The sequence below is a fragment of the Marinobacter lutaoensis genome (assembly GCF_001981305.1).
Classification (GTDB): Bacteria; Pseudomonadota; Gammaproteobacteria; order Pseudomonadales; family Oleiphilaceae; genus Marinobacter; species Marinobacter lutaoensis.
Genome location: NZ_MSCW01000008.1, coordinates 311,723 through 333,464, shown reverse-complemented (window position 1 = coordinate 333,464; position 21,742 = coordinate 311,723). Strand labels below are relative to the sequence as shown.

Genomic DNA, 21,742 nt, shown 5'->3' with positions numbered 1-21,742 from the left:
CAACAACCAACAACAAGAGATAACTCCATGGCTCGACATACCATTGAGATCCAGGAAACCTTCGACGTTCCCCGCAGCCGGGTGTTTGCCCTGTTTGCCGACCATCAACGTTTCGGGCGCCTGCTGGGCGCGCCGGTCCGGCGCATCCGCGACAGCGTGCAGGCGGACCCCAACGGCATCGGCTCGGTACGCAAGATCGGCCTGGGCCCGATCGGGCTGGAAGAAACCGTGCTCAATTTCGAACCGGACACCCTGATCGAATACAGCATCAGCAGCCTGAGCCCGATCCGCAATCACCATGGCCGCATCCGTTTCGCCGACACCCCCGATGGCCGGACCCACCTGCACTACACCATCACCTTCGAGGACCGCATCCCGGGGACCGGCAAACTGCTGGCGCGGGCGCTGGAGCAGGGCATCCGCCGGGGTATCCGGAAGGTGCCGGAGATGGCCTGAAACCGGTCCCGGCAACAAACCGTTACGTTGGGACGCCCGGGAAATTGATTTGGCGCAAGAGCCGATTTTGGCCAATTCTGTAACCTCCCGCTGGTTTGCAATATCCGGCTAGCGTGCCGAAGACCAACCCAGCGGGAGACAAAGATGGCCGCCGAACCCATCGTCCTGTTCGATAACGGACACCACAAATGCCTGATGTTCGATTCCCTGGTCACTGGCGAGGGCGTCCAGTCCAACCAGTTCCTGATCGTGGACGGCAAGCACGAAGCGCTGATCGACCCCGGCGGTGACCTCACCTACACCCCCCTTTCGGTCGCCGCCTCCCGCTACATGAACCTCCAGAACATGAGCTACGTGTTCGCGTCGCATCAGGATCCGGACATCATCGGCGCCATCGACCGCTGGATCGTCCATACCCGCGCCAAGGTCGTCACCTCCCGCCTCTGGGCCCGGTTTCTGCCCCACCTGGTCTCCAACTATGTCACCAGCCAGCTCACCGGCAGCGTGTACGACCGGATCATCAGCATCCCCGACGCCGGTGCCCACGTGAAGCTGGGCGACAGTTACATCATGTGCCTGCCGGCCCACTTCATGCACTCGGTGGGCAACCTTCAGTTCTACGATCCGGTCGCCCGGATTCTCTTCTCCGGTGACCTCGGCGCCTCCCTCGGCGGCGAGGACGACCACCTGCCGGTGCAGGATTTCGACCGCCACGTCCCGAGCATGATCGGCTTCCACCGTCGCTACATCGCCTCGCGGAAGGTCTGCCAGTTCTGGGCCAACATGGTGCGGGAACTGGAGGTGGACATGATCGTGCCCCAGCATGGCAAGCGCTTCGAGGGCCCGGAAATGATCGAGCGGTTCCTGAACTGGGTATCCGAACTGCCCTGCGGTATCGACCTGCTGACTCAGGAAAACTACACCCGCCCCGTCGAATACATCTGAGCCCGGGCACCGGGCCTATGCGCCCCGGTGCTCCGAAAACCTGTCCCCGAACCCGTTTGTTGAGTAAAATCCGGCCTTTCCCAGAACCGCAAGCAGAGGCAGGTCAGATGGGCAGAGCCTACCAGAACCGCAAAGAATCCATGGCCAAGACGGCCGCTCAGAAAACCAAGGTCTACAGCAAGTACGGCCGTGAAATCTACATGTGCGCCAAATCGGGCGGTGTCGACCCGCACGCCAACCTGTCTCTTCGGGGGCTGATCGAGCGGGCCAAGAAAGACCAAGTACCGTCCCACGTCATCGAAAAGGCCCTGGAAAAGGCCCGGGGTGGCGCCGGCGAGGACTACTCCCCCGCCCGCTACGAGGGCTACGGTCCCGGGAACTGCATGGTGATCGTCGACTGCCTGACCGACAACCCGAACCGTACCTTTGGCGATGTACGCCTGGCCTTCACCAAGACCAAGTGCAAGATCGGCACACCGGGCGCGGTCGCCCATATGTTCGATCATTGCGCCATCTTCGCCTTCAAGGGTGACGACGAGGATGCCGTGCTGGAAGCGTTGATGGAGGCAGACGTGGACGTCACCGACATCGAGAATGAGGACGGCCGCATCACCGTGTTCACCCCCAACACCGAATACGCCAAGGCCAAGCAGGCTCTGGAAGACGCCTTCGCAGGCATTGAGTTCGACGTCGACGAGATCCAGTTTCTGCCCAAGACCACCACCCAGGTGCAGGGCGACGACGTGGCGTTGTTCGAGAAATTCCTCGATATGCTGAACGACCTGGACGACGTCCAGAACGTCTACCACAACGCCGAACTGCCCCAGGCATCCTGAGCCCCACGGAGATTGGCCATGACCAGCCGCCAGCGCCACCCCCGGGTCGTGATCCTCAAGACCGGCACCACCTACCCGAGCATCCGGGAACGTTTCGGTGATTTCGACGACTGGTTCTTGCGGGGGCTGTCGCCGGCGCTGGACACCACGGTGACGGACGTAACCGCAAACGACCTGCCGGGCGAACCCGCGGATTGGGACGGCGTGGTGGTTACCGGCTCGCCGGCCATGGTCAGCGACCGGGAATCCTGGAGCGAGGCCGCGGCCCGCTGGTTGGCCCGGGCCGTGGACGCCCGTGTTCCGGTCCTCGGCGTGTGCTATGGCCACCAGCTGCTGGCCCACGCCCTCGGGGGCGAGGTGGGCTACCATCCGCAGGGCCGGGAAACCGGCACCCGGGAAGTGGAGCTGACCGCCGCAGCCGCGGAAGACCCGCTGTTTGGCGCCTTGCCCCGGCGGTTCCCCGCCCAGCTCACCCACCGGCAGTCGGTGCTGCGGCTGCCACCGGAGGCGATCCTGCTCGGGCGCTCGGCGTTCGAGCCGCATCAGGCCTTCCGGGTCGGGCCCTGCGCCTGGGGTGTTCAGTTCCACCCGGAATTCACCGACGCCGTGATGCGCGCCTACCTGGAGGTCCAGGCACCGGAACTGGTCCGCGAGGGACTGGCACCGGACCGGCTCCTGGCCGACGTTCGCCCCGCTCCCCAGGCCAGCCAGCTGCTGCCCCGTTTTTCCGACTACCTGCTGACACACCAGCGCTGATCCGACACGGCCGCCCGCCGGCACCGCCCGGGCCGCATGACAGATTGTTATGTTGATCCGCCGGGCGTGCCGGCCTACCCTTTTGGGGACGCCAAAAAGACAGAAAACAAGGAGTCAGGAATGTCCGAGATTCGCAGCTACCGGAAACCCGTTGCCACAATCATGGCCATGCTGCTGGCCATCGCAACCCTGTTCTCGGCAACGGCTCAGGCGGGCATGGTGGGTACCGCCGAAATGCTCCAGCAACAGCAGACCGAACTGGATCGTCAGCAACTGCTGGAGATGCTCGACCAGCAGGCCGTCCAGGACAAGCTGGCCGACCTGGGGGTGAGTCAGGCCCAGGTAGCCGAACGCATCCAGAACCTGACGCCACAGGAACTGGCGGACTTCCAGCAACAGCTGGCGGAAGCCCCGGCGGGGCAGGATGTGGTCGGCATTATCGTGCTGTTCCTGCTGGTGTTCATCGTCACTGACATGCTCTGCGCCACGGACCTGTTCTCGTTCGTCCACTGCCTGCGCTGATCGGCCCCGTGCCCCAGACACTGCTTCGGGCCGGCCGGCGGCTCGCCCTCCTCGGGGTGCTGTTGCTGGCCGGCTGCGCCACCGCGCCGCCCTGGCCGGACCGGCCGGCATCCGCCCCGTCCGGCCGGGTGCTGCTGGACCAGGTTCCCTTCTACCCCCAGGAACGCTACCAGTGTGGCCCGGCATCCCTGGCGATGATGCTCAACAGCCAGGGACTGCGCACCGATCCGGACCGGCTCAAGGCGCTGGTGTACCTGCCCGGACGCCAGGGTTCACTGCAGGTGGAAATGGTGGCCGCGGCTCGGGCCCACGACATGGTGGTGTACCCGCTGGCGGCGCGCTTCGATGCCATCCTTGCGGAACTGGACGCCGGCCACCCGGTGCTGGTGCTGCAGAACCTGATGTTCGACTGGTGGCCCCAGTGGCACTTCGCGGTCGTGGTGGGCTACGACGCCGCACAGGAAACCGTGATTCTCAACACCGACACCCGTGAGCACTATGCCATGCCCTACCCGGCCTTCCTGGCCACCTGGGGCCGGGCCGAACGCTGGGCGGTGGTGGTGCTGCCACCGGGACAGTTGCCAGCCACCGCCCGCCCCCTTGATTACCTGCGTGCCGCCCACGATCTGGAAAGCACCGGCCACCCGCAAGCGGCCCGTCGCGCCTACCAGGGTGCGGCCGAACGCTGGCCGGAACGGCCGGAGCCGGGCCTGGCCCTGGCCAACCTAGCCTTTGCCCAAGCGCAATGGCGGGACGCCGCCAGGCAGCTGATCGACCTGGCCCGGCGCTTCCCGGACTACGCCAGCGGCTGGAACAACCTGGGCTTCACTCTCGAACGCCTGGGCTGCCGGACGGCGGCAAGCGCCGCGCTGGCCTGCGCCGCCCGGCTTGATCCGGAACGGTTCGGATCGGCCCGCCTGGAAGGCGGCTCGCCGGCCACGCCCACGCTCCCCTGCCCGACGGTACCGGCCTGCCCGGCTACCTCACCCTAGGCCCGGCCCGGGCTTGCGCATCAACGCCACATCCTTGCGGGGCACCTCCAGGGCCCAGCCAAAACGCCGAGCCAGCCAGGCAAAGGTGGCTTCCCGGTAGAACACCACGTGGGTCGGATCCCGGCGATAGTGCCAGTGGTCGAAGCGGTCATCATCGGTCTGGAAACAGGTCATGACGCCAAGCCAGCCGCCCGGCTTCAGCAACCGGTCAAGTCGGGCGAACACCTGGGCCGGCTGATGCAGGTGCTCCACCACCTCGGTGCAGGTGATAAAATCGTAGGTCTGGGCCAGGGCATCGGCATCCGGATGAAAGAACGGGTCGTACAGGCGCATGGTGAACCCCGCCGCCTCCAGCATGCGGGCCAGGGCGGGGCCCGGCCCGCATCCGAAATCCAGGCCCTGGCTGCCGGGGGCCAGGCGTGCCGTCAGCGGTTCCGCCAGACGTGCCAGGAAGCGCCGGTAGCCGGGATCCTCCGGGTCGTTGTTGTGCAGTTCGTACACCTGCCGCTCCGCGGCCGCGTCCAGCCGGCTCTCGGGCGCCATGACCGTGGCTTCGCACACCGGGCAGCGGAGGTATCTCTGCGGGCCCAGCTCACGGAACCGGTGCAGACGCCCCGCCAGGCAAACCGGGCAGGCCCCGGCTGAACACTCTGTTTGAGTCATGGCCGGGCTGCCTCCAACCGGTCCAGACGCAAGCGTTCGCGCTCGTCAAACAGGCGCCGGCTACCCCAGGACACCGCCAGCACGGTGCCAAAACCGGTGCCCACGGTGAAGGTCAGCATGACCAGGATCTGATACTTCACCGCCACCGTCGGCGGGCTGCCCGCCAGGATCTGTCCGGTCATCATGCCGGGCAGGCTGACGATACCCGCCGCCGCCATGGCATTGATCGACGGCATCATGCCGCTGCGCATCGCCTCCCGCCGAATGTCCTCCACCGCCTCGCGCCAGGGCTGTCCCAGCATCAGGCGGTTCTCGATCACCGTGCGCTGACGCCACACGGTGTCGTTCAGCCGGTCCAGGCTCAGGGCGATGCCGGTCATGGTGTTGCCCAGCATCATGCCCAGCAGGGGAATGGCATACTGGGGTTCGTACCAGGGCGAGGGGCCGATGATCACAAGGAGCGTCAATGCCGTGACCGAGAAAGAGGAGACGAACATGGCGCCGGTACCGATGCCAAAGGCCCAGGGCCCGCGCAACCGTCGCGGCTGTCGCGCCACCACTTCCCTGCCGGCCACCAGCAGCATCACCAGGGCCAGCAGGACAATCCAGTACAGGTGGGCCGACGCGAACAGGGCTTCCAGCACCAGGCCGATCAGCGCCAGCTGGACGCAGGTACGGACACTGGCCAGCAGCAGGCTGTGGGCAATCCCGAGCCGCTGCCACAGGCTCGCCGCGGCCAGGGCCAGCACCAGCAGTGCCGCCACCCCGAGTTTCCACCAGGCCAGGTCAATCACGGTCATCGGCACGCTCCAGCTCCGCCCCCCGGATCCGGTAGTGGGCATCCGCCACCCGTCGAATCTGCTCCGGGTCATGGGCCACCCACAGCACCGCCAGCGACCGGCGCCGGATTTCCGCCAGCAACCACTGCTCCACCGCGCGGGTGCTGTCGCCATCGAGATTGGCGGTCGGCTCGTCCAGCAGCAGGGCCTGGGGCTCCCGGACCAGGGCACGGTACAGCGCCAGACGCTGGCGTTCTCCCGAGGACAGGCGGCTGATCGGCCAGGCCATCACCTCCGGGGGCAGGCCAAGCGCCGACGGCACGGGCCCCCGAGCCCGGTCCGGAAAGTGAGCGGCCACCGCCTCGAACCACCACTGGCTGTCCGCCGGCACCAGCATCACCCGCTGACGCCACTGATGCGCCGGGCAGGACGCCTGGGCCTCGTCGCCGAGGTGTACCTGCCCTCCGTGCGGTTCCAGATCCGCCACCGCCCGCAACAATCGGCTCTTGCCACTGCCGGAGGGGCCGGACAGGCACACCACCGCCCCCGGCGGTACCGTCAGGGAAACGGCGCTCAGGCCCCCCACCGACACATGATCCAGATACAGGCCAAGGTGCTCCATGAATCTTCCGCTCAAGCCATCAGGGGAAAGCGGCGCCGCACGGTGTACACCGACCCCCCGGCGCCGGGGGTGCTGTCGAACAGCACGAATTCGGAAACCGGCCAGCGTCCGAAACCGGTGTCGGCCCGGGCCGCCAGCAGCGGCACCACGGAGCCGGCCGGCCTGGCAAAGCGGGCCAGGGTGATGTGTGGCCGGAACCGGCGCGACTCGGTGGCAACGCCGGCCGCGCCCATCGCCGTGACCAGCCGGTGGTGCAACTCCGCCACCGGCGTCTCGGGCACCACGCCGGCCCAGAGGTTGCGCGGCTGTTCCGGCGGACCAAAAGTGCCCAGCCCCCGGACCTCCAGCTCGAACGGCGCCCCCCGCACCCCGGCGGCGGCAGCCAGCAGCGCGGGCAGTGCCGGCGCCGGCACCTGGCCCAAAAACACCAGGGTCAGGTGCAGCTGATGCCGGCTCTGCCAGCGGGCGCCGGTCACGGGGACCCGCAGCCGCAACAGTTGCTGCTTGAGATTGGCCGGAAGCTCCAGCCCGAAGAACAGCCGTGGCACCGGTCACTCCTGATAAATCATCTTGCGGGTCATGCCGCCGTCGACCACACAATTCTGGCCGGTGATGAATCCCGCCTCGGGGGAAATCAGGAAGGCGGCCAGGCTGGCGATATCCCGGGGCTGGCCGACCCGGCCGACCGGATGCTGGGCGTGGTCATGGGGCGGCAGCGGCGGCACCTCGGTGTCGTCGCCCTGCCAGGCGCGGGTATCGATCCAGCCGGGGCTGATGCAGTTGACCCGGATGTCCGGTCCCAGGCTGATGGCAAGGGCGTGAGTCAAGGCCACCAACCCGCCCTTGGTGGCGGCGTAAGCTTCGGAGTTCGGCTCTGACTGCAGGGCCCGGGTGGACGCGATGTTGACGATGGCCCCACCGCTCCGGCGCAGATGGGGCACGGCATGCTTGGTCACGAGGAAGGGGCCGGTCAGGTTCACGTCCAGCCGCCGTTGCCAAGTGGCCAGATCCAGTGCCTCCACCGGGCCGGTGTGGGGGCCGGCCAGGCCGGCATTGTTGATCACCGCGTCCAGCCGGCCAAAGGCTGCGATCGCCTCGGCGACCAGATTGCGGACTTCCAGCTCCCGGGACACATCCGCTTGGACATAACGGACCGTGTCACCCAACCGCTGCTGCAGCCGTTGCCCCGGGTCCTGATCGAGGTCGCAGAACACCACGCGCCAGCCGGCACCGGCCAGATGCTCCACCAGACCACGACCAATCCCCCGGGCACCACCGGTCACCAGAACCACGCGTGATTCGGGCATGCTTCCTCCGTGTCTGAAAATCGTTCAGGATGAGTCAGTTGAACTGGATCAGGAGCCACACTGTAACCACCAGCGCCAGCAGAAACCAGCGGGCGTAGCGATCCGGCGTGTCGTCCCGCGCCGGTTCGGAGTCATGGGCATGGCTGGACTCATACTCCCGCACCAGCACCCGGGCCCGGGCATAGTCCCCATCCTCGACGTGCACATTGCTGAACCCGGCCACGCCGATTTCCCCCAGGGCGCCCTGCAGGTAGTGGCCACCGACGTAGGCGTCGATGCCGTTGGCCTCCAGAAGTCCGGCCACGATATAAGCCTCGGTAATGTCACGGGCCCGATAGGCGATTTGCAAAGCTCGGCTCCTTCTGTGACATTCAACGACGGGGCGCCGGCGCGCCCCGGACCTGTCTTCAGCATAGACCGCCCCGACTGCGGGGGCCATTCAAGGATACGCCGTGGAAGCTGTCTGGATTCTGCTCGCCTTCGTACTGCTGGTGGTCGCCGCCACCGTTCTGGTGTTTCGCATCGAGGACCTGTCCCGGCTGGACCAGGGCGACTACCCGGTGCGCCCGGCCGTGCCCGGGGACGGTCAGCAACGGGTACTGGGCCGGCTCCGGGAACTGGGGGAATCCGCCCGTGGCCTGAAGGGCAAGGCGCGGTTGCTGGCCCTGCGCCGGCACATGGACGGCCTGAGCGAGGGTCTGACGCTTGCCTCCGAGTTCCGGCACAACGACGCGCCCCGGGGCGAGTGGGTCCTGGCGCCCGGTGTCGACCACCGCCGCCGGGTGCTCTACATCCATGGCGGTGCCTGGGTGGCGGGCAGCCCCAGAAGTCACCGCGCCATCACCGACCGCTTCTCCCGCATCGCCAACGCGGCGGTCTTCGCCGTGGACTACCGACTGATGCCGGAACACCGGTTCATGGATGGCGTGCGCGATTGTCGCCGCGCCTACACCTGGCTGCTGGAGCATGGCCCGGACGGCCCGGCCCGGGCGGAGTTCATGGTGGTGGCAGGGGACTCTGCGGGCGGCAGCCATACCCTGGCCCTGCTGGCCTGGGCCCGGGACACCGGTCTCCGCCAGGCGGACGCCGCCGTCGCCCTGTCTCCCTCCACCGACCTGACCCTGACCGCCCCCAGCAACCGGGACAACATCGCCACCGATCCATTGCTTGGTCCGGTGTTCGGTGGCCTGGCCAAGATTCCGCTGCCGGTGCTCTGGTGGGGAACCTGGGCGGCCTTCCGGGTGCCCCCCACCAGCCCCGTGGCCTCCCCCCTGCGCGGCAGCCTGGCTCACCTGCCCCCCACTCTGATCCATGCCAGCAGCACGGAGATGCTACTGGACAATGCCCGGCGGTACGCCGCCAAGGCACGGGAGGAAGGCTCACCGGTGGAACTGCACACCTGGGCGGGCATGGTGCATGTCTGGCACATTTTCGTCGACCTGCTGCCGGAGGCGGAAGCCGCCTTCGAGGACATCCGGGATTTTCTGGCGCGGGTGGAGGCGACCACCGGAGCCCGGGGGCGCCGAAACTAGGCCGCGCGTTACCCCGTTTCCAGGATCGCTGCTACTTTGATAGGGAACCTCAAAGGATCACACCAACAAGGGAGGAAGCCCGCATGAGCGGCAAACGCATTCTGATGATTACCGGTGATTTCACGGAAGATTACGAAACCATGGTCCCGTTCCAGGCACTGCAGGCGGTGGGCCACAGCGTCGACGCCGTGTGTCCGGACAAAAAAGCCGGCGATACCGTGGCCACCGCCATCCATGATTTCGAGGGCGACCAGACCTACAGCGAAAAACCCGGGCACCGGTTCAGCCTGAACGCCGATTTCGACAAGGTGAACCCGGAAGACTATGACGCCCTGGTGGTCCCCGGCGGCCGCGCGCCGGAATACCTGCGCCTGAACAAAGCCGTGCAGGGGCTGGTCCGCCATTTCTTCAACACCGGCAAGCCGGTCGCCGCCATTTGCCACGGAGCCCAGCTGCTGGCCGCCGCCGGTGTACTGAAGGGGCGCAGGTGCTCTGCCTACCCGGCGTGCCAGCCGGAAGTGGAACTGGCCGGTGGAGAATACGCCAGCATCGCCGTCGATCAGGCGGTTACCGACGGCAACCTGGTCACCGCGCCGGCCTGGCCCGCCCACCCGGCCTGGCTTGCCCAGTTCTTCCGGCTGCTGGAGCGCTAGTTGCCTGCCGCCAGCTGCAGCGCGATGACGGCCATCATGGTGCCAATCACCCCGTCGATGATTCGCCAAGCCCCGGGCCGGGACAGCACCGGGGCCAGCGCGGAGCCGGCCCAGGCCAGAGAACCGAACCAGAGGATTGAGGCGCTGCCGGCCCCCACCACGAAGCTGGTCACATCGTCCTGCTGCGCGCCGACAGAGGGCACCAGCACCAGCGTATCCAGATACACGTGGGGGTTGAGCAGGGTCACCGCCAGGGTGGTCAGCACCACACCCCGGAGACTGCGGGGCTTGGCGTCCCCCGCTGCCAGGGCGGCCCGCCCCCGCACCGCCCGCACCCAGGCGTGAACCGCCAGCCAGGCCAGGAAGGCCACACCCAGCCAGCGCAGAAGCACCAGCGCCTGGGGCATCGCCATCAGCGCCGCGCTGACCCCGAACATGCCCAGCGTAAACAGCACCACGTCGGCGGTCATGCAGATGCCCGCCACCCACCCGTGGTGCTCCCGCCGGATGGCCTGACTGAGCACATAGGCATTCTGGGCCCCGATGGCAACGATAATGCCGCCACCCACCGCCAACCCCGTCAGGTAACTTTCGATCACACCTCTCTCCTGAAAACCGGCGCGCCGGACATGACCGCACGCTATACTTGAACGCCGCAACCGCCCCGACCACCGGCAGCTTCCCGCGACCATGAAACACCAAGTGATCGTTTACGGCACCCTGAAACGGGGCCACGACAACCACCACCTGCTGGCCCGCGCCCGGTTTCTCGGCGAAGACCGCCTGACCGGCCTGACTCTGTACAATCTCGGCCCCTACCCCGGCGCCCGCCTCGAACCTTCCTCCGGCGTCAGCGTCGAGGCCTACGCGGTCGACGACCGGACCCTGCGTGCTCTGGACGAGCTGGAGGACTGTTTCCCCGACCGGCCGGAGCAGAGTCTGTACCTGCGCCAGCGGGTGGCGACGCGCTTCGGGCCGTGCTGGGTCTACCTGTACAATCGCCCGGTTCGGGCCAGCCAGAGAATCGACTCCGGCACCTGGTAACCCGAGGACGTGACGTCAGCGGCGATGGACTCCGAACACATGGGGAAAACGCAGCAGGCAGTACAGGGCGAGCAGATCGTACAGGGCGTGCCAGGCCATCACCAGGCCAAGGCTTCCGGACCAGAGGTAGGCCGTGCCCAGCACCACGCCGAGGCCGGTCGCCACCACGCAGTAGGCCAGGGATACAAAATGCACCAGCCCGAACAGCAGTGACGCCAGCAGCAGCGCCGGCCCGGGGCCGAGATGCAGGCTCAGCCAGCCCTGCACCGCGCCCCGGAACAGCAGCTCCTCCCCCACCCCGGCCAGCAGTGACAACGCCACCAGAACCCAGCGCGGGTAACCCGAGGCGAAGTCATAGAGGCCCTGCATCTGGCGCTCCAAACTGTCCGGAAACACGCCCGGTACCAGCGTGAGCGCCAGCAAGGCCAGGTAGGTGACGCCGGCACCCAGGGCACCCAGCACCAGCTGTGCTGGCAGTCCCAGGCCGTGCCAGGCAACCGGGATACCGGCCAGCCAGATGACCAGTACGCCAAGTCCGCCGATGCCCGCCTGGAACGCCAGCGCAGCACCGGAAGACAACCCGGGACGGCCTCGTCTCGCCATGGTTTACTGTTCGAACAGACCCTTCACCGGGAACAGGTCATCGTATTCGGGCGCCTTGTTCTGCCCCTTGGCCTGGAAGGTCTTCATCATGTCATTGGGCCGGAACATGCCGGCCTGCCAGGTGGCCATGTACTTCAGGCTGTCAGCCACCGAATGGTCCCGACTGTAGTTGAGCATTTCCTTGCAGCCGGTCACCGCCAGTGGCGAGTTGCCGGCAATGGTCGCGGCGATGGCCATGACGCCCTCGATCAGGGCTTCGTGGCTGTCATAGACGTTGTTCACGAAGCCCAACCGGTGTGCCTCCTCGGCACCGAACTTGCGGCCGGTGTACGCCAGCTCGCGGACCACCCCTGCCGGCATCAGCTTGGGCAGGCGCTGGAGCGTGCCCACGTCGGCGGTCATACCCAGTTCAGTTTCCTTGATGGTGAAGTAGGCGTCCCGAGTGCAGTACCGGCTGTCGGCGGCGCAGACCAGGTCCAGGGCGCCACCGATGCAGCCGCCCTGGATCGCCGCCAGGACCGGCAGGCGCACGTGCTCCAAGGACGTGACGGTATCCTGCAACTGCATGACCACCCGGCGCAGGTTTTCCGCCATGCGCCCCGGGTCCCCCGACATGGGCACCGACTTGGGATCGGTGAACACCCCCAGGTCCATACCGGCCGAGAAATGCTTGCCGGTGGACGAGATCACGATGACCCGGGCATCCGTCTGCGTCTCGATCGCCTGCATGCAGCGGGGCAGCTCCAGCCAGAAGGCTTTGTTCATGGTATTGAGGGCATCCGGCCGCTTGAACTGGACGTGGGCGATGTGATGGTTCACATCCACGGCAAAACTCTGATAGGAAAAGGGGTCCGTCACGATTTGACTCCATCCGGTGACTCGGGCAATGGGAAATACGCGGCAACTTGGCGCTGTTTTCTTATGATTTTCCGTGAAACACTGGGAATATACCGATCTACCGCCCAGGACGGAACCCATGGACCTGACCTTTCTCGGCACCTCCGGCGGCACGCCGACCAAAACCCGCAACGTGACCGGCCTGGCCCTGGCCCATGGCCGCCCCCGGCAGTGGTACCTGATCGACTGCGGCGAAGGCACACAGCACCGTTTGCTGCACACGCCCCTGTCGGTGATGCAACTGCGGGCCATTTTCATCACCCATGTGCACGGCGACCATACCTTCGGTCTGCCGGGGCTGCTCACCAGCGCCTCCATGCTGGGGCGCACCGAGCCCCTGCACCTGGTGGCACCGCGGCCGGTTCAGGCGTTCGTGGCGGCGGCCCTGGCCAATTCCGACTCCACCCTGGGCTATGACCTGGTGCACCAGGATTCGGAGGCGCCCGGGTTCCAGTGGCAGGACGACGCTGTGTCGGTCACCGCCGTGCCGCTGTCGCACCGGGTGCCCTGTCACGCCTTCGTATTCACCGAAAGAAACCCGGAGCGCCGGCTGTGCCAGGCACGGCTGATCGCCGACGGCATCGAGCCCGGTCCGGCCTGGGGCGAGCTGCAGCGGGGACGGGACCTGGTGCTGGACGACGGCCGGGTGCTGTACAGCGACGACTACACAGAGATCGCCCGTCCTGCCAGGAAAATCGTGGTGGGCGGCGACAACGACTCGCCGGAACGGCTCGCCGCCGCCTGCACAGGCGCGCAGGTGCTGGTGCACGAAGCCACCTACACCCAGGCGGTGGCGGACCGGGTCGGTTCCTGGCCGCAGCACAGTTCGGCGGCACAGGTGGCCCGGTTCGCTCAGTCGGCTGCGCTGCCCAACCTGGTGCTGACCCACTTCAGCTCCCGCTACCAGGACCGGCCGGGGGCCCGGCCGCACATCGGCGAACTCGAGGCGGAAGCCCGCCAGTGGTACCGGGGCAACCTGGTGCTGGCCCGGGACTTGGCCACCTTCCGCCTGGAGAAAGACCTGACCCTCCGCGATGTCACGCCGCCAGCGGGCCGGGGCAGAACCCGCCCCGATGCCGGAATCCAGCCCCCGCCGTAGCCGGATAGGGCTCAGACACCCGGTGGGATCTTCGCCGCCATCCGCGCGCGCAGGTCCAGGGTTTCCCCGTCCACCACGAACCGGCCGTCACCGACGGCGTGCAGGGTGCGGCGCTCACTCCGGCCCGGGTCGTGCCAAGCCTGTACGCCGTCCAGAATGAACAGGTCATGCCGGGCAATGTGCTCCACCACCCGGCATTCGATATTGCCTAGACACTCCGCCACCAGGGGCGCGGTCACCTGTTCCGCCGCCCGCGGTGTCAGCCCGAAACGCTCGAATTTGTCGGTCTCCTGGCCGCTGCACATGCCCACGTCGACAACGGTATGCGCCAGGTCGACGGTCGGTATCGCCAGCACGCACTCACGGGTTTCCAGCAGGGCCTGGCAGGAATAGTTCCAGGGCCCGGTCAGCAACGCGAAGCGGGGCGCCTCGCCAAACGCCATCACCATGTGCCAGGTCGCCGTCATCAGGTTGTTACGCCCATCGGCGCCGCGGGTGGTGACCCAGAGCACGGGCCCGGGCTCAATCAGCAGGAATGCCTTGGCCAACGGCAGTTTTTCCACAACAGTCTCCTTGCCGCCCTCGCGGCGTGCATCCGACACCGGCGGACGCCGGTATCTTTCCTGACTCTAGCCCCCCCGTGCCGGCGCTGTCGCCATCGCGGTATCATGTGCCATCCAGCCACAGACAAAAGAAGACTTCGCGTGTCACCGCCCCTGCTGTTTGCCCTTTTCGCCATTGCCCTGATCGCGGGCTCGGTGTTCTACCTGTTCTGCTACCGTGACTGGCGCCGCCGCCGGACGCTGCGCAAGCCCTTCCCGGACGCCTGGCGGCGCCTGCTGTGGCATCAGGTGCCGCTCTATCGTCGGCTCTCCAAAGCGCGGCAGCGGCGCCTGGAGCAGCGGGTGCAACTGTTCCTCTCGGAGAAGGCGTTCTACGGCTGCGACGGTTTCGAGGTGGACGACCGGGTCCGGCTGACCATCGCCGGTCATGCCTGCCTGCTGCTTCTTGGGCGGCATTTCTCGGATTACGACGATATCCGCAGCATCCTGGTGTATCCGGAGGTGTTCCGGGTGCAGCACGCCTGGGAACATGACTTGGTGGTGCACGAAGGCGAGGAAATCCGGGCCGGGGAGGCTTCAGGCTACGGCCAAGTGGTGCTGGCCTGGAGCGAATGCGAGGAGGCCGCCACCGATCCCCACTGCCCGCACAATGTGATCCTGCACGAGTTCGCCCATCAGCTGGACTATCTGGACGGCGCCGCCGACGGGGCACCTCCGCTGCCGGGATCGCAAGCCGAAGCCTGGCACCGGATCATGACCGACGCCTGGGACGACCTGCACCAGGCCCTGGCCCACCATCACCGGCCCTGGCTCGATCCTTACGGTGCCACCGAGCCCGCCGAGTTCTTCGCGGTTCTTACGGAAGCCTTTTTCCAGGAGCCCGCGCACCTGCGGCAGGCGCAGCCGGACGTTTATCAGGCCCTGCTCGGCTTCTACCGGTTCGACCCGCTGCACCCAGGCGGGTGACCCATCGCCCCCAGCCGTGTCAGATACATCTGCAACTCCGCCTCGCTGAGGTTGACGTATTCCAGCACCCGGCCGTACAGCATGGCGGTGGGCACGTCCCGCCCGCCCAGCTCCCGCCGGGTCTCGTTCAGGACGTGGAGGATAACGCGCTCGATCCGGGTCAGGCCGTCGCGCGCGTCGGGGAGCGTGTCCCGCATCAGTGATCCATCGAGTGCATGTCGTGATTCATGCCCTCGTGCGCCTCGTCGCCACCGTCATCCAGCGGCTGCACCGCCAGCTCCACCTCGAGCGGCGCCATGCCCCGGAACTGCAGGGTCAGAGGAATGCGCTCGCCCTCCCGCAGGGGCTCCTGGAGCTGTTCCAGCATCAGGTGGTAACCGTGGGGCTTGAGTTCCACCGTCTGGCCGGCGGGAATCACCAGTCCGCCGTCGACCGACTGCATCCGCATCACGCCGTCGTGCATCACCGTTTCGTGAATGGAGACGTGTCCGGCCCGGGGGGTGTGTGCGCTCACCAGGACCGCATCCCCGGTGCCGTCGTTGGTAATGCGCATGTAGCCGACCCCCATCGGCGTGCCGGGCGGCGTCGGCCGGCTCCAGGGGTGGTCGATGGTGAGGTCGCCGTGGCGGTAATGATGGGCATGGGCCACGGGCACCATGGCAGCGAACAGCAGGCACAGGGCCATCAGTCTTGTTTTCATCGACAGGATTCCTCTGATCGTTGATACCGTGCCCGCAGCATAGTGAGGGTACCGGTGCCATGCCAAGCGGACAGCTGCGGCTAATGGTCGCAGCCGTCCGGCTGCAACAGCCGCTCACGGAACTCGGCCATGCTCATCGGCCGCCCGAAGTAGTAGCCCTGGAAGCGCCGGCAGCCCAGCCGCACCAGGGTTTCGGCCTGCCCCTTCTGCTCCACCCCCTCGGCCACCAGCTCCATGTGGTGGCTGGTGGCGATGGCGACGATGCTCTCGATCATGTTGTGGGCCTTCTCGTCGTCCAGAATGTTATCGACGAAGCTTTTGTCGATTTTCAGCTCGTCGATGGGCAGCTTGCGCAGCAGGCTGAGAGAGGAGTAGCCGGTGCCGAAGTCGTCCATGGAAATGCGGATACCCTCCGCCCGCAGTTGAGTCAGTTTCTCCACCACCTGGGCAAAGGAGGACATGAACAGGGTCTCGGTGATTTCCAGCACCAGCTCCTGGGGAGCCACTCCGTACCGCGCCAGCGTCGCCATGACCCGGGCCACGAAGTCCGGCTGCCGGAACTGGATGACGGAGATATTGATGGCCAAGCCTAAGGCCGCGCCCAGGGCACGGCGGAGTTCGCTGTACTCACGCATGCTGGTCTCCAGCACCCAGTCCCCCAGCGGCACCATTAGCCCGCTTTTTTCCGCCACCTCCACGAACTCGGACGGCGCAACATCCCCCAGTTCTTCGTCGTGCCAGCGCACCAGGGCCTCCAAGCCCACCGGGGTGCCCTCGGCATCCACCTGCGGCTGATACACCATGTGCAGGGCCCCCGCCGCCAAGCCGTAACGCAGGCGCTGTTCCACCTGGAGCCGGCGCAGGTACTCAAGATCCATGTCCTGCCGGTACACACACACCGCGTTCCGGCTCTGCTTGGCCTCGTACAGGGCCACGTGGGCGCTTCGGATCAGCTTGTTCGGGGAGTCCGCGTGGCCGGGGTAGATCGCCACGCCGATGCTGGCGGTCAGCTGCAGACGCAGGCGGCCGGCCTGGAAGGTTTCCGCCAGCTCCCGGGCCAGGTCACGACAGGCGTGCTCGACGGCACTCGGCTCGGCACTCGGTGTCAGCACGGCAAATTCGTCGCTGCCCAGGCGTGCAAGGTCATCGGTCTTGGCAACCAGGGAGCGCAGGCGCCGGCCAAAGGCCGCCAGGACCTCATCGCCGGATTCCTGACCGAAGCGGTCGTTGATGCCCTTGAAGTTGTCGATGTTGACCACCACCAGACTGAACGCCGTGCCCTGGGCCATCAGCTCGTCCAGGCGGTCCAGCAGGCCGGGCCGGTTACGCAGGCCGGTGAGCTCGTCGTGCCGTGACAGGTGCAACAGCTCGGCACGCCGGTAGCGCTCGGCCCCGTCGATGATGCGGAACAGCCAGAACAGCACCGTCGCCAGCACCACGAACACCAGCAGATAGCCGGAGAGATAGGCGCCAAACTGGCGGTACAGGGGCGCCATGCTGGTTTCCGATATGGCCCAGAGTCCGTAGCGGCCGATAAACTGTGCCGCGGTCACGAAGGACTGCCCCTGGCGCTGGGTGCTCAGAACCACCGCACGTCCCCGGGCCTTGACCTCTTCCACCGGGATACCCAGCTGTTCCTCCAGAAGCCGCCGGTCCTGCTGACGCACCGACTCGGGCCGGAACACCTGGGAATACTGTTCCGGGCCCACCCCTTCCCGAGACATGAACTGCACGTAGCCGTCGTTTTCCCGATAGAGAATCACGCCATCGCTGTCGCCGTCGTGCAGGACTTGATCGAACACCGTGGCACCGGAGCCCAGTCTGAGGCCGGCGGTCATGACAGCCTTCACCTCGTCCGTTTCCGTGCGCAGCGCTTTGCGGATGGGAATGGCCCAGGCATCCATGGCTTCGACGTAGTAGGTCCGCCCCACCACCATGGCCGGCGAGTCGAGCGCCTGGAGGAAGCTTTGCCGGGTGGCCGGATGCGTCAGCAGGTTGGGCAGGCGGTCCAGGTCCAGATTGGTGCTGACCCGGACCAGCTGGCCGTCGGGACGAGCCAGCCCGAACCCCCGCAGAATGGGGTCCACCTCGAGAATGCTGTCGAGCAGAGGGATCTGACGGCTGGCATCGAGCAGGCCCTCCTCCCGACGAAGCAGCTCCCGGCCGATCACGTCCAGCACCAGCTCCTGGGTGCGTAGCAGACTTTCCACCGCCTGCCCCACCAGCTCGGCCCGGGCCGCCTGATAGGCCTGCTCGTCGGACAGGATCGTTTGCCAGCGGGCGGCCAGCGATACGGACAGGACCGCCGCGCCGCCCAGCAAGACCAGCACGAACAAGGCCCAAATGTTGCGTTTTATAATGGCCAAACCGGGTTTCCGGAGTTTGTTGAAACAGCGATCACACAAACGGCTCCGTATTATAGGTAGCGTTCCAACACATCACGCCCCGGACCCGGCTTGCATCCGTCAATAATTGTCGTTTCCTTGACGGAGCTCAAGTCTCCCTCAAGAACTGCACCATGGCACCCAGGAATCGCGCCGCCTCGCCACCGGTGGCGGCCCGGTGATCGAACGTCAGCGACAAGGGCAGGACCCGCCGGACCGCGGGTTCGCCGTTCACCGGAAGCACCTTGTCCCGGATACGCCCGGCCCCGACGATGGCCACCTGGGGTGGCGTAACCACCGGGTTGGCGTATTGCCCGGCGAGGGTGCCGAAATTGGACAGGGTGATGGTGGCGCCCTGCATTTCCCCGGGCGGAATCGTGCGGGTGGCCACCGCCTCGCGCAGGTTTTCCAGCCCCTGGCGCAGATCCTTCAGGCTGCGATGGGTGATGTCCCTCAACACCGGCACGAACAACCCCTCGGGCGTATCCACGGCAATGCCCACATGCACCTCCCGGAGCAACCGGCGGCTGAGGTTGTCGCCGTCGAACCAGCAGTTCAGGGCCGGCGACACCTCGCAGGCCACACCGATGGCCTGGACCAGGCGCATGGTGATGTCGGTGCCCGGCGGCCAGTCGCTGATGTCCGCATCCTCGAAAATGGACACCGGCACCACCTGGGCATGGGACAGGGCCATGTTCTTGGCCATGGTGCGCCGGGTACCCCGCAGGGGCTCGGCGTCCACCAGCTGTTTCTGGTGGCTGGCGTGCCGGTGCACGTCGTCGTTGGTGATCAGGCCGCCGGGACCACTGCCCTTGATCTGCTCCAGACTCACCCCGAGCCGCTCGGCCAGCGCCCGCACCCCCGGGGTTGCCCGGTTGGCCCGGGCGCGCCGGCTGGAGGCGGCGGCGCCGATGATGAACGTGTCCGCGGACGGACCGCCGGCGGACGGCTCCCCGGACTTGAGTTCTCCCACCACCGTACCGCGGTCACCGCCCTCTCCCTCGAACGCCACCAGCGGCTCGCCGGTGTGGATGATGTCACCCGGCTCGCCGTAGAGCTTGGCGATGGTGCCCGCCTCGGGCGATGGCACCTCGACAATGGCCTTGGCGGTTTCAACGCTGACCAGCACCTGATCCACCGATACGGTGTCCCCGACCTTGACGTGCCACTCGACGATTTCGGCCTCGGGCAACCCTTCCCCGAGATCCGGCAGCTTGAAGTGTTTCATAGCGCAATCACCTGTTCGACGGCCTCCACGATATCCCCGACCTGGGGCAGGTAGGCCTGTTCATTGCGGTAGTACGGCATCACGGTGTCGTACCCGGTCACCCGGACCACCGGAGCCTGGAGATCCAGAAACGCCCCTTCGGCAATGGAGGCGGCCACCTCGGCGCCGACGCCGCCGTTCCGGCAGGCCTCGTGCACAATCACCGCTCGCCCGGTCTTGGCCACCGAGCACAGCAGCGTATCCCGGTCCAGCGGCGACACCGTGGCCACATCGATCACCTCGCAGGTGATGCCCTGCGCCGCCAGCCGGTCCGCCGCCTGCAAGGTTTCCAGCACGCAGGCGCCCCAGGTAATCAAGGTGACGTCCTCACCCTCGCGCAGGGTGAAGCAGGTATCCAGCGGCAGGGCCTCGCCATTGTTGTCCACCTGCTGGGTCACCGCCCGGTAGATGCGCTTGGGTTCCAGGAACAGCACCGGGTCCGGGTTGCGGATGGCCGCCAGCAGCAAGCCGTAGGCCCGCTGCGGCGAGCTGGGGATCACCACCCGCAGGCCCGGAATATGGGCGAACAGGGCCTCGGTGCTTTCAGAGTGGTGCTCGGGGGCGTGGATGCCGCCACCAAACGGCGCCCGATACACCAGCGGGCAGTGCAGCCGGCCCCGGGTACGGTTGCGCATGCGCGCGGCGTGACTGACGATCTGCTCCATGCCGGCGTAGATGAAGCCCATAAACTGGAATTCAGCCACCGGCCGCAGGCCCTGGGTGGCCATGCCAATGGCGGTACCGGCGATCAGATTTTCCGCCAGCGGCGTGTCCATCACCCGCTTGTAGCCGAACGCCTCCTTCAGTCCCACGGTGGCACGGAACACACCGCCATTGGTGGCAATGTCCTCGCCCAACACCACCACATTCTCGTCATGGGCCATTTCCCAGTGCAGGGCCAGGTTGACGGCCTCCACCAGGGTCACGGCGCGAAGGTCGGGTCCGCTCATGACTCACCTCCCCCCGACCGGGACGCCAGCCGTTCCCGTTGGCCGGCCAGGGCCGCCGGCAGGGTCTCGAACAGAGAGTCCAGCATGGCGGTGGCCGGCTCCGGCTCGGTGGCGAGATAGGCGTTCACCGCCTGTTCTACCCGTTCCTTGCACTCGGCCTGCCATTGCTGCTCCAGATCCGCGTTCCAGAGCCCCTGATCATGCAGCCAGAGCCGCAGGCGCTTGACCCCATCCCGGTCCCAGGCCCGCCGGAGTTCCTCGGCGTCCCGGTACCGGGTGGCGTCATCGGCGGTGGTGTGGTCCCCCAGCCGATAGGTGACCGCCTCGATCAGGGTCGCGCCCTTGCCGGCGTGGGCCCGCGCCAGGGCGGCATCCAGCACGTCCACCGAGGCGAAATAGTCATTGCCGTCGACCACGTGGCCGGGAAGGCCCGCCCCGATCGCTTTTTGGGCAATGGTTTCAGCCCCGGTCTGCAACCGCCGGGGGGTGGAGATGGCCCACTGGTTGTTGATGGCGACGAACACCACCGGCAGGTGCCAGGCACCGGCAAGGTTCAGGCTTTCCAGAAAGTCGCCTTTGGAGGTGCCGCCATCGCCGACGCAACAGAGCACCGCCCGCGCCTCGCCGCGGATGCGAAACGCGGACGCCACGCCCACGGCGTGGCAGCACTGGGTGGCGATGGGCACCGCCACCGGCAGATCCTGGGGACAGGCCTGCCAGGCGCTGCCGCGCTCGTCGCCCCCCCAGTACAGCAGCATTTCCTGAAGCGTGACACCGCGCAAAAGGTGGGTGGCCTGATCCCGGTAGTAGGGCACGAACACGTCGCTGGCCGCCAGGGCCTGGCCAATGGCGGTGCCGATCACCTCGTGGCCCAGGGCCGACGGATAGGTCCCGCACTTGCCGGTGCGTTGCAGAGCGATGGCTTTGGCGTCGAACGTGCGGGTCAGCACCATGTTGCGGTAGGCGGCCAGCACCCGTTCGGTATCGCTGGCCTGGGACGGCAGGTCGTCCAGGGGGTGGCCGTGTTCATCCAGATAGCGGACGCTATCCACATGGAACTCATGGCGTTGTCTCATCCCATCCTCCTTACCCCCGGCTTCGGGTGGAAGCCCGCGGCACCGGGCCGGCTTGTGACTGGCACGGGCAGCTCTGGGGAACGTCTTGTTGTTGTCGTGGGTTACACGAGCCTGGGACTGTCGGGCGCCC

Annotated in this window: 27 protein-coding genes; 11 read left to right on the top strand and 16 right to left on the bottom strand. The window is 66.8% G+C overall.

Features of this window, described 5'->3' with window-relative positions:
• Positions 1-27: 27 nt before the first annotated feature.
• The 6 genes from BTO32_RS14685 (at position 28) to BTO32_RS14660 (ending at position 4,507) form a co-directional block, all read left to right on the top strand.
• Entirely contained in the window at positions 28-456 is a 429-nt protein-coding gene (locus tag BTO32_RS14685) for an SRPBCC family protein (protein WP_076725389.1), read from the top strand.
• 144 nt (positions 457-600) lie between these two features.
• Positions 601-1,401, top strand: coding sequence for an oxygen-binding di-iron domain-containing protein (locus BTO32_RS14680; RefSeq protein WP_076725388.1), 801 nt, complete (start codon positions 601-603; stop codon positions 1,399-1,401).
• 107 nt (positions 1,402-1,508) lie between these two features.
• Entirely contained in the window at positions 1,509-2,237 is a 729-nt protein-coding gene (locus BTO32_RS14675; protein WP_076725387.1) for a YebC/PmpR family DNA-binding transcriptional regulator, read from the top strand.
• Positions 2,238-2,255: 18 nt separating this feature from the next.
• Positions 2,256-2,993 carry a glutamine amidotransferase gene (locus BTO32_RS14670; RefSeq protein WP_076725386.1) on the top strand — a complete coding sequence of 246 codons (738 nt, stop codon included), beginning with the start codon at positions 2,256-2,258 and terminating at the stop codon, positions 2,991-2,993.
• Positions 2,994-3,113: 120 nt separating this feature from the next.
• Positions 3,114-3,515, top strand: coding sequence for a PA2779 family protein (locus BTO32_RS14665; protein WP_076725385.1), 402 nt, complete (start codon positions 3,114-3,116; stop codon positions 3,513-3,515).
• An 8-nt stretch (positions 3,516-3,523) separates the two neighbouring features.
• Positions 3,524-4,507 (top strand): PA2778 family cysteine peptidase, encoded by a 984-nt coding sequence (locus BTO32_RS14660; protein WP_076725384.1) that lies wholly within the window; start codon positions 3,524-3,526, stop codon positions 4,505-4,507.
• Here BTO32_RS14660 and BTO32_RS14655 read toward each other — a convergent pair.
• Genes BTO32_RS14655 through BTO32_RS14630 form a run of 6 tightly spaced genes read right to left on the bottom strand, consistent with a single transcriptional unit; the run spans position 4,499 to position 8,227 of the window.
• Positions 4,499-5,170: a class I SAM-dependent methyltransferase gene (locus BTO32_RS14655; protein ID WP_076725383.1), complete on the bottom strand. Its 672-nt coding sequence runs from the start codon at positions 5,168-5,170 to the stop codon at positions 4,499-4,501. The genes BTO32_RS14660 and BTO32_RS14655 overlap by 9 nt on opposite strands.
• The gene (locus BTO32_RS14650) at positions 5,167-5,970 is read right to left on the bottom strand and encodes an ABC transporter permease (RefSeq protein WP_076725382.1); all 804 of its coding nucleotides are present in this window, start codon (positions 5,968-5,970) and stop codon (positions 5,167-5,169) included. The genes BTO32_RS14655 and BTO32_RS14650 overlap by 4 nt, the downstream gene beginning before the upstream one ends.
• The gene (locus BTO32_RS14645) at positions 5,957-6,571 is read right to left on the bottom strand and encodes an ABC transporter ATP-binding protein (protein WP_076725381.1); all 615 of its coding nucleotides are present in this window, start codon (positions 6,569-6,571) and stop codon (positions 5,957-5,959) included. Before BTO32_RS14645 ends, BTO32_RS14650 begins: the two co-directional genes overlap by 14 nt.
• Before the next feature lie 11 nt (positions 6,572-6,582).
• Positions 6,583-7,119, bottom strand: coding sequence for an RNA 2',3'-cyclic phosphodiesterase (thpR, locus tag BTO32_RS14640; protein ID WP_076725380.1), 537 nt, complete (start codon positions 7,117-7,119; stop codon positions 6,583-6,585).
• Positions 7,120-7,122: 3 nt separating this feature from the next.
• Positions 7,123-7,878 carry an SDR family oxidoreductase gene (locus BTO32_RS14635; protein ID WP_076725379.1) on the bottom strand — a complete coding sequence of 252 codons (756 nt, stop codon included), beginning with the start codon at positions 7,876-7,878 and terminating at the stop codon, positions 7,123-7,125.
• Positions 7,879-7,912: 34 nt separating this feature from the next.
• Complete coding sequence (locus BTO32_RS14630) at positions 7,913-8,227, bottom strand: putative signal transducing protein (protein ID WP_076725378.1); 315 nt, start codon at positions 8,225-8,227, stop codon at positions 7,913-7,915.
• Between the two features lie 103 nt (positions 8,228-8,330).
• Between BTO32_RS14630 and BTO32_RS14625 the strand changes: the two genes are divergently transcribed.
• Both BTO32_RS14625 and BTO32_RS14620 read left to right on the top strand, forming a co-directional pair.
• Positions 8,331-9,410, top strand: a complete 1,080-nt coding sequence (locus BTO32_RS14625; RefSeq protein WP_076725377.1) for an alpha/beta hydrolase — start codon at positions 8,331-8,333, stop codon at positions 9,408-9,410.
• An 83-nt stretch (positions 9,411-9,493) separates the two neighbouring features.
• Positions 9,494-10,063 (top strand): DJ-1/PfpI family protein, encoded by a 570-nt coding sequence (locus BTO32_RS14620; protein ID WP_076725376.1) that lies wholly within the window; start codon positions 9,494-9,496, stop codon positions 10,061-10,063.
• Here BTO32_RS14620 and BTO32_RS14615 read toward each other — a convergent pair.
• Positions 10,060-10,662: a LysE/ArgO family amino acid transporter gene (locus BTO32_RS14615; protein WP_076725375.1), complete on the bottom strand. Its 603-nt coding sequence runs from the start codon at positions 10,660-10,662 to the stop codon at positions 10,060-10,062. The genes BTO32_RS14620 and BTO32_RS14615 overlap by 4 nt on opposite strands.
• Before the next feature lie 91 nt (positions 10,663-10,753).
• Between BTO32_RS14615 and BTO32_RS14610 the strand changes: the two genes are divergently transcribed.
• Positions 10,754-11,107 carry a gamma-glutamylcyclotransferase family protein gene (locus BTO32_RS14610; protein ID WP_076725374.1) on the top strand — a complete coding sequence of 118 codons (354 nt, stop codon included), beginning with the start codon at positions 10,754-10,756 and terminating at the stop codon, positions 11,105-11,107.
• 15 nt (positions 11,108-11,122) lie between these two features.
• Here the strand turns inward: BTO32_RS14610 and BTO32_RS14605 are convergent, their stop codons facing one another.
• On the bottom strand, positions 11,123-11,710 hold the full coding sequence (locus tag BTO32_RS14605) for a CPBP family intramembrane glutamic endopeptidase (protein ID WP_175618669.1): 588 nt from the start codon (positions 11,708-11,710) through the stop codon (positions 11,123-11,125).
• Between the two features lie 3 nt (positions 11,711-11,713).
• On the bottom strand, positions 11,714-12,568 hold the full coding sequence (locus BTO32_RS14600; RefSeq protein ID WP_076725372.1) for a crotonase/enoyl-CoA hydratase family protein: 855 nt from the start codon (positions 12,566-12,568) through the stop codon (positions 11,714-11,716).
• Positions 12,569-12,686: 118 nt separating this feature from the next.
• Between BTO32_RS14600 and BTO32_RS14595 the strand changes: the two genes are divergently transcribed.
• Entirely contained in the window at positions 12,687-13,706 is a 1,020-nt protein-coding gene (locus BTO32_RS14595) for a ribonuclease Z (protein WP_076725371.1), read from the top strand.
• 11 nt (positions 13,707-13,717) lie between these two features.
• On the opposite strand, the gene BTO32_RS14590 is transcribed toward BTO32_RS14595, so the two are convergent.
• Positions 13,718-14,269 carry a flavin reductase family protein gene (locus BTO32_RS14590; protein ID WP_076725370.1) on the bottom strand — a complete coding sequence of 184 codons (552 nt, stop codon included), beginning with the start codon at positions 14,267-14,269 and terminating at the stop codon, positions 13,718-13,720.
• A gap of 141 nt (positions 14,270-14,410) precedes the next feature.
• Here BTO32_RS14590 and BTO32_RS14585 point away from each other — a divergent pair, with 141 nt between their 5' ends.
• A complete protein-coding gene (locus BTO32_RS14585; protein WP_076725369.1) occupies positions 14,411-15,235 on the top strand; it encodes a M90 family metallopeptidase in 825 nt (274 codons plus the stop codon).
• Here the strand turns inward: BTO32_RS14585 and BTO32_RS14580 are convergent.
• The 6 genes from BTO32_RS14580 to pdhA form a co-directional block, all read right to left on the bottom strand.
• Positions 15,202-15,432: a hypothetical protein gene (locus tag BTO32_RS14580; protein ID WP_076725368.1), complete on the bottom strand. Its 231-nt coding sequence runs from the start codon at positions 15,430-15,432 to the stop codon at positions 15,202-15,204. The two genes, BTO32_RS14585 and BTO32_RS14580, sit on opposite strands and share 34 nt — an antisense overlap.
• Positions 15,432-15,935, bottom strand: coding sequence for a copper chaperone PCu(A)C (locus tag BTO32_RS14575; RefSeq protein WP_076725367.1), 504 nt, complete (start codon positions 15,933-15,935; stop codon positions 15,432-15,434). Before BTO32_RS14575 ends, BTO32_RS14580 begins: the two co-directional genes overlap by 1 nt.
• A gap of 80 nt (positions 15,936-16,015) precedes the next feature.
• Positions 16,016-18,301 (bottom strand): putative bifunctional diguanylate cyclase/phosphodiesterase, encoded by a 2,286-nt coding sequence (locus BTO32_RS14570; RefSeq protein ID WP_076725366.1) that lies wholly within the window; start codon positions 18,299-18,301, stop codon positions 16,016-16,018.
• A 127-nt stretch (positions 18,302-18,428) separates the two neighbouring features.
• The gene (locus BTO32_RS14565; protein WP_076725365.1) at positions 18,429-19,547 is read right to left on the bottom strand and encodes a dihydrolipoamide acetyltransferase family protein; all 1,119 of its coding nucleotides are present in this window, start codon (positions 19,545-19,547) and stop codon (positions 18,429-18,431) included.
• The gene (locus BTO32_RS14560; protein WP_076725364.1) at positions 19,544-20,536 is read right to left on the bottom strand and encodes an alpha-ketoacid dehydrogenase subunit beta; all 993 of its coding nucleotides are present in this window, start codon (positions 20,534-20,536) and stop codon (positions 19,544-19,546) included. The genes BTO32_RS14565 and BTO32_RS14560 overlap by 4 nt, the downstream gene beginning before the upstream one ends.
• A complete protein-coding gene (pdhA, locus tag BTO32_RS14555) occupies positions 20,533-21,612 on the bottom strand; it encodes a pyruvate dehydrogenase (acetyl-transferring) E1 component subunit alpha (protein ID WP_076725363.1) in 1,080 nt (359 codons plus the stop codon). Before pdhA ends, BTO32_RS14560 begins: the two co-directional genes overlap by 4 nt.
• Between the last annotated feature and the right edge of the window lie 130 nt (positions 21,613-21,742).